Source organism: Yersinia vastinensis, from assembly GCF_044905075.1.
Lineage (GTDB): Bacteria > Pseudomonadota > Gammaproteobacteria > Enterobacterales > Enterobacteriaceae > Yersinia > Yersinia vastinensis.
Window position 1 is genome coordinate 1,894,418 of record NZ_CP173260.1, and the last position, 15,562, is coordinate 1,909,979.

The window sequence follows — 15,562 nt, forward strand, 5'->3', positions numbered from 1 at the left end:
ATGGCATGATAGGTGAGTTGGGGCTGTTGTCACTGCTGGCAGCGACGTCATTGGCGCTATTGCTCGGTTGTGTGCCCTTTATTGCTTTACATGGGCGGCGGCTACCTTTGCTGTGTTGGTTGCCGTCGCTCAGCTATGGCATCACTTTATTTATCGCACTAACCCTATTGGCACTGGGGTGGTGCTTTGTCACTGATGACTTTTCGGTGCTGTATGTTGCGCAGCATAATAATAGTCAGCTTCCGTTGTTTTATAAGATTGCAGCCATTTGGGGTGGGCATGAAGGCTCCATGTTGTTTTTGTTGTTTGTATTGAGTGTGTGGAGCAGTGTACTGACGGTGTTTCGTCGCCACTATCCACTGCGTTTTGTGGCCCGCGCCCTCGGTGTTATGGGTTGGCTGCTGGTTATTTTGAGCCTGTTTATCCTCTTTTTCTCTAATCCATTTGAGCGATTGTTTCCCACTCTGGCCGAGGGGCGCGACTTGAACCCCATGTTGCAAGATCTCGCGCTAATATTTCATCCCCCCTTGTTGTATCTGGGCTATAGCGGCTTTGCTATCAGTTTTGCTTTTGCTATGGCGACTTTGCTGGAGGGGAGTTATGGTCAAAATACGGCGCACTATAGTCGCCCGTGGGTACTGGCGTCTTGGTGCTTACTGACTGCGGGCATTTTGTTAGGTGCGTGGTGGGCGTACAGTGAATTGGGCTGGGGCGGCTGGTGGTTCTGGGATCCGGTCGAAAATGCTTCGCTATTACCTTGGCTGACCGCCTCGGCATTACTGCATGTGTTAGCTATCAGCGCGCGTCGTGGTTTGTATCATCAGTGGGGAATTTTGCTGTCATTGGTGACTTTCCAACTCTGTTTGTTAGGAACTTTTATCGTTCGCTCAGGGGTGTTGACCTCAGTGCATGCTTTTGCTGTTGATGCTGCTCGAGGGGAGGCTTTACTGGCATTATTTGGCACTGTAACACTGATTTCATTGACATTATTTGCCTTGCGCGTGCGCGGAAATCCTCGTCGTGCCGATTTTAACGTGTTCTCATTGGAAACACTGTTACTGGCAGCGCTGGTGTTATTGGGGATTGCGGCTATCACTGTGCTGATTGGTACACTATATCCGTTGATTTTCAGTGCATTAGGGCTGGGAACATTATCCGTTGGTGCGCCATATTTTAACCAGACACTGACACCTTTTGTCCTGCTAATGTTGTTATTGATGGGGTGGGCACCTTTTGCTCATTGGCAGCAAAGCCCCAAAACAGACTACTGGCGTCTTATGGTTCCTGCATTATTAGCGCTCAGTGGTGGATTACTCAGTTCGGGGTTGTTGAGCCAAACTTGGCATCCGGGAATGATTCCGGGTGTAGCCTTAGCTCTCTGGGCATTGTCCGCCCCTCTTTTTGCACCTCAGATACGTTGGCGTTCATGGCTGATACATGGTGGCGTTGCCGTCAGTTTGTTGGGGATGCTGTTTGCCGCATATTACTCGGTGGAGCAGGGCAGTCGCCTTTCTCCTGGTCGTCAGGCTACGTTGGCGGGATATCAATTTACATATCATGAAACGGAGCTATTAGTTGGCCCAAACTATACCAGTGAACGGGCGCTCATCACGGTAAGCCATGAAGGACAACCCATAGCGACGCTACGCCCTGAACGGCGACACTACAGTGTACGAGAAATGTTGATGATTGAACCTGCTATTGTCAGTGGCCCATTGGCTGATTTTTATGCGGTTTTAGGCGACAGCCTCGGGCGTGGGGAGTACAGCGTGCGTTTGTATCATAAACCGCTGGTGAGTTGGATTTGGGGGGGCACTTTGATGATGGTCTTCGGGGGATTACTGGCGCTATGGCATCGAACCCGCGGCTCCCATGAAAGTAAGGAGGTCAAATGAAACAACGGTGGCCTTGGTTGATTGTTCCTCTGCTGGGTTTGATTTTAGGTATTGTGCTTTACAGTGGCTTAAGCCGAGATCCGCATCGCATTGAGTTAGCAGAGCAAAATCTGCCTTTCCCGGCTTTTTCATTATCTGAATTAGAGCAGCCAACACAAAAACTCACCCGGGAGCAACTGCTGGGTAAGGTGACCGTGATTAATGTCTGGGCCAGTTGGTGCCCTAGCTGTCAGCAAGAAATGGCGGCATTGGCCCAGATTTCCAGCAGGCTACATGGCGTGCAGTTCTATGGATTGAACTACCGCGACTCTCGTCAAGCAGCATTGAATACTCTTCAGCGCTATGGCAATCCTTACCAAAAGAGCTTGTATGACCCGCAAGGGACGTTAGCCTTGGCAATGGGGGTCTATGGTACGCCTGAAACCTGGCTAATTGATGCCAATGGCCTTATTCGCCAGCGCTATGCAGGAGTGATGACGCAAGAGATATGGCAGCAGCAGTTTATGCCGCTATTGGCGCAATCAGCAACGACAGGAGCACCATGAAAACCTTTTTGCTGATGCTATCTCTGCTATTTTCAGCCGGGGTTTCGGCAGATTTAGTGGACACTTATCATTTTAGCTCGCCACAAAATCAACAGCGGGCATTAGCGTTGGCCAAAGAACTGCGCTGCCCGCAGTGTCAAAATCAGAACTTGCTGGAGTCAACCTCACCGATTGCACAAGATTTGCGCGTAGAGGTTTATCAACTGGTAGAGGCCGGGCACAGTTCTGAAGAGATAGTGGCCCAGATGACTCAGCGCTATGGTGACTTTGTTCTTTATCGACCTCCACTGAGAGGGGCAACGCTGGTGCTGTGGTTTGGGCCTGGCGTGCTACTAGTCTGCGTCTTGGGGGGTGTCGTGTGGCGAGTCAGGCGCCGAGCTCGCTCACCTTCGCGAGGGGCACACTAATGATACTGGCTGCCGGTCTGGCAATATTTTTACTTCTCATTCTGATGGGCCTTTGGTGGCCTTGGTTGGTGCAATATGGTCGTTTGAGTTGGCGCTGGCCTTTAGGCTTTAGTCTGTTGGTACTCCTGCTTATTCTGCTGGGATATCAACAGTTAGGACATTACACGGCGGTACAGCAGGAGGCTTTGCGTCAACAAGAAGCCAAGCGGCTGAATACGATGCTGGACAAACAGAGCAATGACCCAGCGCTATTTCGGTTACAGCAACGCATCCGTCAGGAACCCGATAAGGGAGAGTTGTGGTTCAGTTTGGCGCAATATTATTTATATCGTAATGAGTTTGAGGATGCGCTGATTGCGCTGCAACAAGCTGAACGTTTGCAGGGAGCCAGTGCGGCATTAGATGCGGCGCGGGCGACCATATTTTATTACCAGTCAGGGCAGAGAATGACTGGCGATGTGGCCTATTGGTTAGAGCGGGCGTTGGCAAAAGATCCTTTGCAATATACCGCGCTGATGCTGCAAGCCAACGACGGTTTTACCCATGCCCGTTATGGTGAAGCCATCGCTATTTGGCAGCGGCTCCTTGAGAGTGATAACCCAGAGATTGACCGCGCGATGATAATCCGTGCCATCACCTTAGCGCAGATCATGCAGCAAACACCTTAGTTCCTCCTCGCGTTTAACCCAAATAATAGGCAAAAAAAACCCTTACCAATCTCATTTGGTAAGGGATGCCAATTCGGCCAACACCAGGGAAACATTATAACCGTTTATTTATCATACGATTAATTTGTGTTAGTGACATGACTTAAGTCAACTTTATCTAGATTACATTAATATGTTTAATGTTTATATGTCATTAAAGAATATTTTTTACGAACAGGTGCAGTTGAAGCCATAAGATGGGTTGCTAACACGCATGCGCGTGATGAAAACGGTAAAATAATTGTTGAAAAGTCGTACACATTGGTGAGTTTTGTGGCGATGAATTGACGGAATTTTCACCGGTATGGGGGGAGCACTTTAGGAGGAGATGGTCGCCATCTGAATGTAAAAGCATCCAGATGGCGGGGTAAAACCTGGTATTGGCGAAAATATATTCTTTGCAGACTAACTTTCTGAGCGCCAGTGCGCTAAGATATTAGTTCTATTATATTGAAAACTAATTCTGTAAAGCAAAAACAGTTTAATTAACATAGGGCTATAATAATAGCTAGCCTTAAGTCCAGCTTACAAAACTAACCTTTGGTCTAGGTTTTTTTTAGTTTATCGAATAAGCGAATTTTATATAAGAAATGTCTGTGTGGGGATTCTATACTGTATTTTCTATTGAAAACAATGTGATAAAAATGTATTGTTACATTATGCATTGGGTGAATTTGGTCTGTTATGATAATTGATTATTTTGATAATGAAAGTATTAATGAAGACATAAAAAACTATATTCAAAGAAGAATAAAGTCTTATGGTGATCTCCGCTACTCTTATTTAGTTATAAATAAGAAAACACCTTTGCATCCTACTATTATTTCTAACTACCCATTAGATTGGGTGAAAAAATACAAAAAGAATAGTTATCATCTTATTGATCCTGTTATCTTGACCGCGAAAGACAAAATTTCCCCTTTTGCATGGGATGACAACTCCGTTATTAATAAAAAATCAACAGACTCAGCCGTGTTTAAGTTGGCTAGAGAGTATAATATTGTTAATGGCTATACTTTTGTGCTTCACGACAATAGTAATAATATGGCAACATTAAACATTTCTAATGGCAGTGATGACAGCATATTCTTTGATGAACTTATTGAAATAAATAAAGAAAAAATTCAAATGCTGCTCATTTTTACACATGAAAAAATGTTAGGTCTTTATCATAATAATGATGAAAAGAATCAGCCGTGTAATAATAAAATTGAGAGAGACATATTTTCCCCTAGAGAAAATGAAATTCTGTATTGGGCTAGCGTGGGTAAAACTTACTCTGAAATCTCAATAATATTAGGTATAAAAAGAAGTACAGTTAAGTTCCACATTGGCAATGTGGTCAGAAAACTAGGTGTTTTAAATGCCAAGCATGCAATAAGACTTGGCATTGAGTTAAAGCTAATTAAATCTATTTAACAATGTCGGGCACGACCAGAGGCCAATTTTCAAGAGTACGGGGTTCTATTTTATGAATTCTCCGTATTTTATTTATTAGCTTTTGTTGACTATCAATATCAACACCAAGGTGTAAAAGGTAAATAACCTCATTCTTCTCCGATTCACCTTGGTTTAGCACTGTGATATTCCAGCCAGAGCGTTTCAGCAAGACAAACATTCCTCGACTGACGACAGTGAGAATCCCTTTATATCCATGATCTTTTGCATAATTGACCATGGCTAAAAAAAGTATCGTACTCAGAGAACTATTATTACCCACCATATCTCTGGCTAATGCTTTCTCCACAAAAAAACGACTGGACTCGATAAACCCATCAATAGGCAGATCGACATCCGAAAAATAAGGAGAGAATGGCCCTGTTATCATTGTTGGGTGTTTCATTTCAATAAATCGAACACTACAAACAATGGTGTTATCTATTGTTCCCAATATATAGTTGGTATTCTCATCATCATATTGGTCGCTTTCTTTGCCATCAATGCAGGTCACTTTCCAATCGAGCCGATCTTTGAATGTTATTTTTCTGAGTGAAAAGACCTCGTCCAGCTTTCTTTCCGGCATATTATTAAAGTTTACGTTAAAGAGTTTTAACATAATAAAAACCAAAGTTATTTAGTTAAAACAACATCGTACACGATCTTTGATTGTTAGTGCAAACATTGCGCGACGCGACCTACCCGCCTAAATGGTAAATAAATGTCCACATGGCTGTACACATATTGTGCAAACCGCACTGAGACCTGTGAGGGTTTTAGGCCAATCATGGGCAATTGATGCGAAGCAACGGTAGGGTTGTGATCTTTTTAGGGAAAAGGTGACATCAGACAGGACTTTTTAATGAGAAATGGTTATAACGAAACAATGTTTCATTTCATGATTGAAAAGGATGTTGACGTGGACAGTAGTCCTCCGCTTTTTACGAATAAAAAATTTGTTTTTCTCGTCGCAACATTCTGTTGCTTGCTTTGGGGGAGCGCCTATCCGGCCATTAAGAATGGTTATGCGCTATTTCATATTGCTCCAGATGATATTCCAAGCAAAATGGTTTTCGCGGGTTATCGTTTTTTATTGGCCGGGATTGTGCTGCTCATTTTTGCAATTGCCAGTGGTAAGGCAATTGGGCGCCTTAGAAAAGGCCAGTATAAGCAGATTGCTATTTTGGGGTTAACTCAGACAGCTTTGCAGTATGTTTTTTTCTATATTGGCTTGGCATACACCACGGGTGTAAAAGGGTCAATTATGAATGCAACTGGCACATTTTTCAGTGTGCTATTAGCTCATTACATTTATAAAAATGACCGACTGACATTCAATAAAATTATTGGGTGCGCATTAGGTTTTGCCGGTGTCATGGTGGTTAATTTCGGCTCCGACTTGATGGACTTCAATTTTTCGCTGATGGGGGAAGGCAGTGTGGTCTTGGCCGCATTCATTCTTTCAGCAGCCAGTATCTACGGTAAACGTATTTCGCAAACCATGGATACGACTGTGATGACAGGCTATCAATTGGCGATTGGCGGGCTGGTATTGACGGTTGGCGGTTATCTCTTTGGCGGTAACTTAAGTGGATTTGGATGGCAGGCATTATTGTTACTGGCATATCTGGTGCTGTTATCGTCAGCGGCTTTTGCATTATGGAGTCTACTGCTCAAATATAACCGAGTTGGTATGGTTGCCCCATTCAACTTCCTTATCCCCGTATCCGGAGCTGTACTGTCGGCCATTTTCCTGAACGAAAGTATTCTCGAGTGGAAAAATGCTATCGCCTTAGTATTGGTCTGTGTGGGGATTATTTTGGTTAACCGCATTAAGCCGAGCAGAGTGTAACTTTTTGCCACAAAACGATTGTTTAAAATGAGAGCATTCCTCACCATTTTTGTCACTACAGCACTACACTAATAAGTCACTGCCAGCAATTATTGCTAGTGATAACTATCTGGCCTCTGCATCACAATGATTGTGTTCAGGGGCTTTAACGAGGGCAAAATCATGTTGATTCAGCCTTATTTATTTTTTAATGGTGACTGTGAAAACGCCGTTAAGTTTTATGCCGAGCAATTGGGCGGCGATGTGGTTGCGATGATGCGTTATAAAGATATTCCTGATCCCGAAAGTTGCCCACCCGGTACTAATCCTGAGTCCATCATGCATGCCCGCTTACAAGTGGGTAGTAATGTGATCATGGCGTCTGATGGTTGTGCAAGTGACGGTGACAGCCCACATAAGGGCTATTCACTCTCAATTAATGTGACCGATATGGATAAAGGCGAAGCGCTATTCAACGGTTTATCTGAAGGAGGGCAAGTGATTATGCCATTTGGCGCAACATTCTGGGCTAAGGGCTTTGGGATGCTGACGGATAAATTTGGGGTCGGCTGGATGATTAATGTTGAGTGACAGATTATGCTGGCATGCCGTGTAATCAGCTACGGCATGCCAGAGTCGCAGTGTGAGAATCAGGCTTTATCCGTCACTATCTTCACCCCAACCCGACTGACGCGATCAGACTCCATTTCGGCAATGGTCCAAGTTAATCCATCCCACTCAATCTGATCACCGATAACCGGTTCGCCGCCAAAGAGATAAAGCACAAATTGGCCGAGGGTTTGTTGCTTATCGACACCGGGCTCCAGATTGAGGCCATAAATCTGAGAGATGTCATGAAGCTTTGCATCAGCATCGAGAATAAAATCACCAAAGAAGCGCTCGTCCAATTGAATGCTGGGGGATTGGCTAAACAGTTTCCCCAGAGCAGGTAGATGATGCTCCTGACCAATGACACACAAGATATCGCCTTCTTTCAGGCGGGTACTGCCATTTGGGTGTAACAGATCCTTTCCTCGAAATAGTGCGGCAATTCGGGTTTCCTCCGGCATTTTTAAATCACGCAAGGCAGCACCAATGCACCACTTGTCGGAGCTGAGTTGGTAAATAAATTGCTCCCACTGATTATTCTTATCAATGTCTAAACCAATACGCGCCACCGGAGCCAGTGCTGGGGGGACCACCAATTTTGTCTTACGCGCAGCGAACGACAGGCTGGTACCTTGCAATAATAGCGAGACCAACACGACAAAAAAGGCGACATTGAAGAATAAATTCGCATTGGGAATACCCGCCATCATCGGGAATACGGCCAAAATAACCGGTACTGCACCACGTAGGCCAACCCATGAAATAAAGATGCGTTCCCGCAGATTAAAACTTGGGAAGGGCAGTAAGCCGATAAACACCGACAGGGGGCGGGCGAACAGAATCATCCACAATGAAAGGATCAGCGCCGGGATGGCAATTGGCAGCAATTCACTTGGGTTAAGTAACAACCCCAATACGACGAACATTCCAATTTGACTGAGCCATGCCAACCCATCGAAGGTTTGCAAAATGCCTGCGCGGTTGCGAATTGGGCGGTTACCTAACAACAAGCCACAGAGGTAGACCGCCAAAATGCCACTACCATTCATGGCCGTGGCGAGTGAGAAGACTAAAATCCCGCCGCTGACGGCCAATAATGGGTATAAGCCACTTGGCAGCTCAATACGATTAATGAGCAACAGCAGCAGCCCACCGCCGCCTAGCCCAATAAAAATCCCCAAGCCAAATTGCTGTATTAAGTGGACCAGGAACATCCAACTGAGGCTGGTTTCACCGGCGGAGATCATGGCGATCAGAGTAATGGTTAAAAAGACTGCCATCGGATCGTTGCTACCCGATTCAATCTCCAGCGTTGCACTGACGCGCTCATTCAGACCTTTACCCCCTAATAGCGAGAAGACTGCGGCGGCATCAGTGGAACCTATAATCGCACCAATTAATAAACCCTGAATAATATCTAAATCAAATAACCACGCGGCGGCTAAACCGGTCAGCCCCGCCGTAATTAACACACCGACGGTTGCCAACGAAAGGGCGGGCCACAGTGCAACACGGAATGATGACGCTCGAGTGCGCATTCCGCCATCCAGCAGGATAACGGCTAACGCCAAGTTACTGACCAGATAGGCGGCAGGATAATTATTAAAAGCAATACCGCCAATGCCGTCGGTGCCCGCCAACATGCCAATACCGAGGAAGATAACCAAAATAGGAATACCTAACCGGGAAGAGAGTGAGCTTAATAAAATACTGGCTCCCACCAGCACTGCGCCGATCAAAAAAAGGCTATTGATAGTGATGGCGTCCAAGGTGGGAGGTCTCCTGAGATAAATATAACGAAATGAAAGGGGGCGAAATTATTATACACAGATTTGCTGGAATCTATGGGTAGATATGACCCAATTCAATGGGTTATTGAGGCAGAAACAGCAATGATTTTGGTCATAGGACGAGAAAAAAACAAAACTGTACAAATAAGAGGCAGGTCGCTCACCTTTAATCGCCCGCGGGGAATCAAGGGTGAGCGTTGTATAACAACTAGTCGCGCTTGATCGTTGCCAAAGCTCTTCGCAGGGCTTCAGCCGTCACGAGTTTTTCCTGTTCAGGAAGATTATCGGTTGAAAATTGTGAGAGTTCTGTAATTAAGACACTGCGATCTTTACCGGTGATCGCGCTATCCAGTGCACCGCTAAGACGGCTAATGAGGGCCAGTAGAGTACCGAACTGCGCAGTATCCGATGTGGGATTATTCTCAATAGATTCTTGCTTATTCATCACAATTCCTCTTTTTTTTGTCACTGCAAGTGAAACAAATCCTGCTAGGAATCAACAGGATAACTACTCTAAAAACAGAGCGCACAGTGAGGCATTTACCATCCCGCATCAACATGATGGCCTGACAGTGTAGCGGTTTTATGACCAAAACGGTATGCAGATAACTCAATCACTTAGCAATAACATTATTCGTTTGAATAATACTTTGATTACGCCGTTTGCTGCTGGGGCTTGCCAGAAAACAAGAATTTCAGCAATGGAATACGGCGATGAACCTCATATAAAGCAAACGAAATTAGGCAAACAAAGACCATACCAAGTATGAAACCCAGAGCGTTATTGTCAATTTGTGGCGTGATAAATGCTCCATAAACCAAGGTTAATGGGTGATGCACCAGATAAATGAAGAGGGAGGCGTTAACCAGATAAGTGATACGGGGGGAAGGGTAGTTGAGCAACCGATGCCCAAGAGAATAGACAACGTTGGTCATGGTAACCCCCATTAATGCCTTAATAATAAGATCCAGCTCAAAGGCAAAAAACTCAGAAGTATTAATATGTTGGTTTAGATAGTAGGCACCAAACAATAGCACGGAGGCGACTAATGCGCCGGGCGAAAACGTGAGAAATACCTGTTTAAGTGGGGGATAGATAAAACTGTAGGCACCCAGAAGAAAGAAAGGCAGATAAAAAAGTGTCTCCATAACAACGAAATTGAAAACACTATTAAAGAGAATTTCAGGGTTAAGAAGAAATATTATTCTCCGCACTACTGAATAAACAAACACAAATAGAAACAATGATAGTGAGATTTTTCCTATATTATTCATTCCTTTTATCAAAGCAGGAATTGCGTGTTTTTTATTCTTCATTTTCTGAAACAGATAAAAGCACAGCCCCGTGAGTAATGCGAGAGTTAACAAAAACCATAAGTGTGAAACAACTTCCCAAATAGCAATATTTATTTTTTGATAAATTGTAAATGAGTTCCAATCTTGTAATTTATTAGTGTAATTCTTGAGTAAGAAAAACTGCGGTATAGTAATCAACGGAATAGCGGTAACTAACGGAATAACCACACGTTCTAGGCGGACCTGAAGCCAGCGCTGGCGCTCATAGCGCTGATATAGCATGAACGAAAAATAGCCTGAAATAACAAAAAATACCTGCATACGAAAGGCGTGAATGAAATCGTTCAGGAAGGTAAATGTCAGCGAGGGATGACCGCTGTTAACGGCCCAATGATTGCTGGAGTATATAAGAGAAAGATGAAAAGGAATGCCGAGTAACATCAAATAGGCGCGAATGGCGTCTAAAAAGTACTCCCGTTGGTTAGTATTTTTTTTCATACTTATTCGCTAGTTGTTATCTGAATTAGAATAACCTATCTGATTTTGCCCAGACTTTTTCTTTATAGTAAATATTCATTGTTAACTATATACGTTATCAATGGATCAGGACGACGAGAAACACTACTATAAGGGTTAATAATTTTCCATAGCGTATTTTAGCCTAGCTTGTTAGGCTTATGGCTTAGCCACAGGTTTACACAATGAGCGGGCAGTATAACTCCAGACATAACAATAATCTGGATTTATCTACCTAGTCTGCGGGATAAACCGTCAATAATTTGGCTATTGTGATTTAGGGGGAGATGTGGGAGTTAATATTTTGTCGGACGCAAATAGAATGTCAAAAGGGTTACGCGCGAACAGCGCCAGATGGTTGGGAGTGACTCTCCTGCTGTCATTATTCACTTCTCAGGCAATGGCTTTCTCGTTAGATGATGTCGCTAAACAAGCTCAGGCTCTGGCGGGTAAAAGTTTCGAAGCACCAAAAAGTAATCTTCCATCGCAATTTCGTGAAATGAAATTTGCCGATTATCAGCAGATTCAGTTTAACCATGACAAGTCATATTGGACCAAACTGGATACGCCATTTAAGTTAGAGTTTTATCATCAGGGGATGTATTTCGACACCCCGGTGCAGATTAATGAAGTCACGGCAACCAGTGTTAAGCCCATCAGTTATAGTCCCGATTATTTTAACTTCGGCTCAGTCAAACATGATCCTGAGTCCGTGAAGAATTTGGGTTTTGCTGGGTTTAAAGTGCTTTATCCCATTAATAAAGCGGATAAAAAAGATGAAATCGTCAGTATGCTGGGTGCCAGCTATTTTCGTGTGATTGGTAAAGGTCAGGTATATGGTCTTTCTGCTCGCGGGTTGGCGATTGATACCGCATTGGCCTCTGGCGAGGAATTCCCACGTTTTCGTGAGTTCTGGATTGAGAGACCTAAACCGAATGATAAACATTTGGTTATCTTCGCGTTACTGGACTCACCACGAGCTACCGGCGCTTACCGTTTTGTCATTTATCCGGGGCGCGATACCACCATTGATGTGCAGGCTAAAGTCTTCTTGCGCGATAAAGTCGAGAAGCTGGGGATTGCCCCCTTAACCAGTATGTTCCTGTTTGGCCCAAGCCAACCGTCTGCGGTATTGAACTATCGCCCGGCATTGCATGACTCCAATGGTCTTTCTATTCATGCTGGCAATGGTGAATGGATTTGGCGACCACTGAACAATCCTAAGCATTTGTCGGTCAGTACCTATACGGTAGAGAATCCTAAAGGATTTGGTCTGCTGCAACGTGGTCGTGAATTCTCACAATATGAGGATTTAGACGATCGTTATGATTTACGCCCAAGTGCTTGGGTGGAACCGCGTGGCGATTGGGGCAAAGGGAAAGTGGAACTGGTGGAAATCCCTACAGCGGATGAAACCAACGATAACATCGTGGCGTTCTGGACCCCTGATGTGTTGCCCGATGCCAAAACATCGCTGGATCTGAATTACCGTCTGCATTTTACTCGTGATGAAGAGAAATTACATTCATCGGATATTGCCTACGTGAAACAGACTCTGCGCTCAACGGGGGATGTGAAACAGTCAAATCTGATTCGTCAACCTGATGGTAGCGTCGCTTTCTTGGTTGATTTTGTCGGCCCAGTGTTGAAATCACTTGATGAAAATGCACCGCTGTCTTCGCAGGTCAGTATTGATGAGAACGGTGAATTAATTGAAAATTCAGTCCGTTATAATCCTGTCACTAAAGGCTGGCGTTTGACACTGCGGCTGAAAGTTAAGGATGCCAAAAAACCGATAGAGATGCGCGCAGCGCTGGTTAACGGCGATAAAACCCTGACTGAAACCTGGAGCTATCAGCTACCTGCCGATGAATAAGTCAAATCAATCCCCCGTACAGGATTACATTGCGGACTTGCCCCTGACTGCGCAGCAGCTGGGGGCGTTGCGTGATGCTTTACCTGAGGATGTGCTACTGGCCAGCACGCCAGATGCTATACCACGTGTGCATCAACAATTGGCCGCCAACATCTCTGATCCGGTGGCTTTCAGTGAGCAAGACAGTGCGTTGGCCTCTGTCAATGCGCGCTTGCAAGCCGCATGGCCAGATGCACTGAATGATGGCAAATTATTGGCGCGAGACGCAGAAGGGCGCACGGTTATTCATGCCATGCCGCCCATTAAACGTACCAGTATGGCGCCGCAGGCATGGCGCACCAATCCGGTTGGGCGTTTTTGGGATTCGTTGCTGGGCCGCAGTCCTGTTTCACGAGCACAAACTCACGAAGAAGCCGCCGCTGAGAAAAAATGGCGTAGTGTAGGTTCATTGCGGCGCTATATCTTGCTGATACTGATTGTGCTGCAAACCACCATCGCCACCAGCTATATGAAGACTATTTTGCCGTATCAGGGCTGGGCATTAATCGATCCTTTTGAGATCTGGCAACAGAACTGGCAGGTTTCGGTGATGCAATTACTCCCTTATTTACTGCAAACGGGCATTCTTATTCTGTTCGCTGTGCTGTTCTGCTGGGTTTCTGCGGGTTTCTGGACCGCGCTGATGGGGTTCCTGCAATTACTGATTGGCAAAGATAAATACAGCATCTCTTCCACCATTAAAGGGGATGAGGCGTTAAATCCGGCGCACCGAACGGCGCTGATTATGCCTATTTGTAATGAAGACGTGGAACGCGTCTTCGCTGGGCTGCGGGCAACCTATGAGTCAGTGGCTGCGACCGGGCAACTTGAGCACTTCGATATTTATGTCTTAAGTGACAGTTATGACCCTGATATCTGTGTGGCAGAACAGAAAGCCTGGCTGGAATTGTGCCGTGATGTTGATGGTCATGGCCGTATTTTCTATCGCCGTCGTCGGCGTCGGGTGAAACGTAAAAGTGGCAATATTGATGACTTCTGCCGCCGTTGGGGCGGTCAATATAGCTATATGGTGATTCTGGATGCTGACAGCGTGATGAGCGGTGGATGCCTAACGGGATTGGTGTGTTTAATGGAAGCCAATCCTAATGCCGGGATCATTCAGTCTGCTCCGAAAGCATCCGGAATGGATACGTTGTATGCCCGTATCCAACAATTTGCGACCCGAGTTTATGGCCCACTGTTTACTGCTGGCTTGCATTACTGGCAGTTAGGCGAGTCTCATTATTGGGGCCATAACGCCATTATCAGAGTCAAACCTTTCATTGAGCATTGCGCATTAGCGCCATTGCCGGGGGAAGGCTCGTTCGCCGGTGCTATTTTGTCTCATGATTTTGTCGAAGCAGCCTTAATGCGCCGTGCTGGATGGGGAGTCTGGATAGCTTATGACTTACCGGGCAGCTATGAGGAATTGCCACCTAACTTGCTCGATGAATTAAAACGTGATCGCCGCTGGTGCCACGGTAACTTGATGAACTTCAGGTTGTTTTTGGTTAAAGGCATGCATCCGGTTCATCGGGCGGTGTTCCTCACCGGCGTCATGTCTTATTTGTCTGCACCGCTGTGGTTTATGTTCTTGGTGCTGTGTACCGCGCTGCAAGCGGTGCATACCTTGATGGAGCCGCAATATTTCCTGCAACCGCGCCAACTCTTCCCGGTTTGGCCTCAATGGCGGCCAGAGCTGGCAATTGGTTTATTCTCTACCACCTTGGTCTTGCTGTTCTTGCCCAAGTTACTCAGTATCATTTTGATCTGGGCCAAAGGTTCGAAAGAGTACGGTGGGGCAATACGTCTGTTGCTGTCGATGTTGTCTGAAATGCTGTTCTCCGTGCTATTGGCACCGGTACGGATGCTATTCCATACGGTATTTGTGGTCAGCGCTTTCCTGGGCTGGTCGGTGCAATGGAATTCACCACAACGTGATGATGATGCGACCCCCTGGAGTGAAGCCATGGTGCGTCACGGGCCACAACTGTTACTGGGGTTAATTTGGGCGGGCGGTGTGGCGTGGTTGGATCTGCGTTTCCTGTGGTGGTTATCGCCGATTGTCTTCTCGCTGATTCTCTCACCAGTGGTCTCGGTGCTCTCTAGCCGCCGTACTTTGGGGCTGGCCAGTAAACGGGTTAAGTTGTTCTTGATCCCGGAAGAATACAGTCCGCCACGGGAGTTGGTGGCGACGGAAGAGTATCTGAAGCTAAATCATCAGCGCGCGCTCAGTCAGGGTTTCTTCTACGCCGTGATGAACCCATCGTATAACGCATTGGTCAGTGCCATGGCAACTGCACGGCATCATACTCGTGCAATTATTGAGCAAGTTCGTGTCGAGCGGGTGACTGCCGCGCTGGAAGCCGGACCGGAAAAACTGGGTAAACTGCAACGTCTGGAGCTGCTCAGTGATCCTGTCCTGATGTCTCGCCTACACCAGCAAGTCTGGCAACAGCCGGAACAGTATCGAGTCTGGAACGGATATTATCGCCAACTGGCGCACAATATGCGGGCATTCCCTGTCGCGAAATCTTCGTAATCTTAAATATAAAGCGGGCATACATTTTGTATTGCCCGTTTTTTTAAGGCTTATTAAGTGGTTTTTTAACAC

13 protein-coding genes are annotated in these 15,562 nt (G+C 45.8%); 9 read left to right on the plus strand and 4 right to left on the minus strand.

Features of this window, described 5'->3' with window-relative positions; translation table 11 throughout:
• The first annotated feature begins 5 nt into the window (after positions 1-5).
• From ACIOG0_RS08740 to ACIOG0_RS08760, 5 genes are all read left to right on the plus strand, one after another.
• Positions 6-1,895, plus strand: a complete 1,890-nt coding sequence (locus ACIOG0_RS08740) for a heme lyase CcmF/NrfE family subunit (RefSeq protein WP_128450860.1) — start codon at positions 6-8, stop codon at positions 1,893-1,895.
• Positions 1,892-2,440, plus strand: a complete 549-nt coding sequence (locus ACIOG0_RS08745) for a DsbE family thiol:disulfide interchange protein (protein WP_050139684.1) — start codon at positions 1,892-1,894, stop codon at positions 2,438-2,440. The genes ACIOG0_RS08740 and ACIOG0_RS08745 overlap by 4 nt, the downstream gene beginning before the upstream one ends.
• Positions 2,437-2,847: a heme lyase NrfEFG subunit NrfF gene (nrfF, locus tag ACIOG0_RS08750; protein ID WP_050097179.1), complete on the plus strand. Its 411-nt coding sequence runs from the start codon at positions 2,437-2,439 to the stop codon at positions 2,845-2,847. Before ACIOG0_RS08745 ends, nrfF begins: the two co-directional genes overlap by 4 nt.
• Positions 2,847-3,515 (plus strand): cytochrome C heme lyase, encoded by a 669-nt coding sequence (locus ACIOG0_RS08755; RefSeq protein ID WP_050097180.1) that lies wholly within the window; start codon positions 2,847-2,849, stop codon positions 3,513-3,515. The genes nrfF and ACIOG0_RS08755 overlap by 1 nt, the downstream gene beginning before the upstream one ends.
• Positions 3,516-4,238: 723 nt before the next feature.
• Positions 4,239-4,973, plus strand: coding sequence for a LuxR family transcriptional regulator (locus ACIOG0_RS08760; RefSeq protein WP_050097181.1), 735 nt, complete (start codon positions 4,239-4,241; stop codon positions 4,971-4,973).
• Here ACIOG0_RS08760 and ACIOG0_RS08765 read toward each other — a convergent pair.
• Entirely contained in the window at positions 4,966-5,610 is a 645-nt protein-coding gene (locus ACIOG0_RS08765) for an acyl-homoserine-lactone synthase (RefSeq protein ID WP_050139683.1), read from the minus strand. The two genes, ACIOG0_RS08760 and ACIOG0_RS08765, sit on opposite strands and share 8 nt — an antisense overlap.
• A gap of 300 nt (positions 5,611-5,910) precedes the next feature.
• Here ACIOG0_RS08765 and ACIOG0_RS08770 point away from each other — a divergent pair, with 300 nt between their 5' ends.
• Both ACIOG0_RS08770 and ACIOG0_RS08775 read left to right on the plus strand, forming a co-directional pair.
• On the plus strand, positions 5,911-6,843 hold the full coding sequence (locus tag ACIOG0_RS08770) for a DMT family transporter (RefSeq protein WP_050097739.1): 933 nt from the start codon (positions 5,911-5,913) through the stop codon (positions 6,841-6,843).
• A gap of 162 nt (positions 6,844-7,005) precedes the next feature.
• On the plus strand, positions 7,006-7,413 hold the full coding sequence (locus ACIOG0_RS08775) for a VOC family protein (RefSeq protein WP_050097183.1): 408 nt from the start codon (positions 7,006-7,008) through the stop codon (positions 7,411-7,413).
• A gap of 59 nt (positions 7,414-7,472) precedes the next feature.
• Here the strand turns inward: ACIOG0_RS08775 and ACIOG0_RS08780 are convergent, their stop codons facing one another.
• The 3 genes from ACIOG0_RS08780 to mdoC all read right to left on the minus strand — a co-directional run bounded on the left by ACIOG0_RS08780 (position 7,473) and on the right by mdoC (position 11,015).
• A complete protein-coding gene (locus tag ACIOG0_RS08780) occupies positions 7,473-9,200 on the minus strand; it encodes a potassium/proton antiporter (protein WP_050097184.1) in 1,728 nt (575 codons plus the stop codon).
• 229 nt (positions 9,201-9,429) lie between these two features.
• A complete protein-coding gene (locus ACIOG0_RS08785; protein ID WP_050097185.1) occupies positions 9,430-9,666 on the minus strand; it encodes a hypothetical protein in 237 nt (78 codons plus the stop codon).
• Positions 9,667-9,875: 209 nt separating this feature from the next.
• Complete coding sequence (gene mdoC, locus ACIOG0_RS08790) at positions 9,876-11,015, minus strand: glucans biosynthesis protein MdoC (protein ID WP_050097186.1); 1,140 nt, start codon at positions 11,013-11,015, stop codon at positions 9,876-9,878.
• Positions 11,016-11,355: 340 nt separating this feature from the next.
• Here mdoC and ACIOG0_RS08795 point away from each other — a divergent pair, with 340 nt between their 5' ends.
• Entirely contained in the window at positions 11,356-12,909 is a 1,554-nt protein-coding gene (locus ACIOG0_RS08795) for a glucan biosynthesis protein G (protein WP_050097187.1), read from the plus strand.
• On the plus strand, positions 12,902-15,490 hold the full coding sequence (mdoH, locus tag ACIOG0_RS08800; protein WP_404705004.1) for a glucans biosynthesis glucosyltransferase MdoH: 2,589 nt from the start codon (positions 12,902-12,904) through the stop codon (positions 15,488-15,490). The genes ACIOG0_RS08795 and mdoH overlap by 8 nt, the downstream gene beginning before the upstream one ends.
• Positions 15,491-15,562: the final 72 nt, after the last annotated feature.

Coding starts and splice junctions, on each gene's coding strand:
- ACIOG0_RS08740 (WP_128450860.1), top strand. CDS start 6: ATGATAGGTGAGTTGGGGCTGTTGTCACTGCTGGCAGCGACGTCATTG.
- ACIOG0_RS08775 (WP_050097183.1), top strand. CDS start 7,006: ATGTTGATTCAGCCTTATTTATTTTTTAATGGTGACTGTGAAAACGCC.
- nrfF (WP_050097179.1), top strand. CDS start 2,437: ATGAAAACCTTTTTGCTGATGCTATCTCTGCTATTTTCAGCCGGGGTT.
- mdoH (WP_404705004.1), top strand. CDS start 12,902: ATGAATAAGTCAAATCAATCCCCCGTACAGGATTACATTGCGGACTTG.
- ACIOG0_RS08745 (WP_050139684.1), top strand. CDS start 1,892: ATGAAACAACGGTGGCCTTGGTTGATTGTTCCTCTGCTGGGTTTGATT.
- mdoC (WP_050097186.1), bottom strand. CDS start 11,015: ATGAAAAAAAATACTAACCAACGGGAGTACTTTTTAGACGCCATTCGC.
- ACIOG0_RS08755 (WP_050097180.1), top strand. CDS start 2,847: ATGATACTGGCTGCCGGTCTGGCAATATTTTTACTTCTCATTCTGATG.
- ACIOG0_RS08795 (WP_050097187.1), top strand. CDS start 11,356: ATGTCAAAAGGGTTACGCGCGAACAGCGCCAGATGGTTGGGAGTGACT.
- ACIOG0_RS08785 (WP_050097185.1), bottom strand. CDS start 9,666: ATGAATAAGCAAGAATCTATTGAGAATAATCCCACATCGGATACTGCG.
- ACIOG0_RS08765 (WP_050139683.1), bottom strand. CDS start 5,610: ATGTTAAAACTCTTTAACGTAAACTTTAATAATATGCCGGAAAGAAAG.
- ACIOG0_RS08760 (WP_050097181.1), top strand. CDS start 4,239: ATGATAATTGATTATTTTGATAATGAAAGTATTAATGAAGACATAAAA.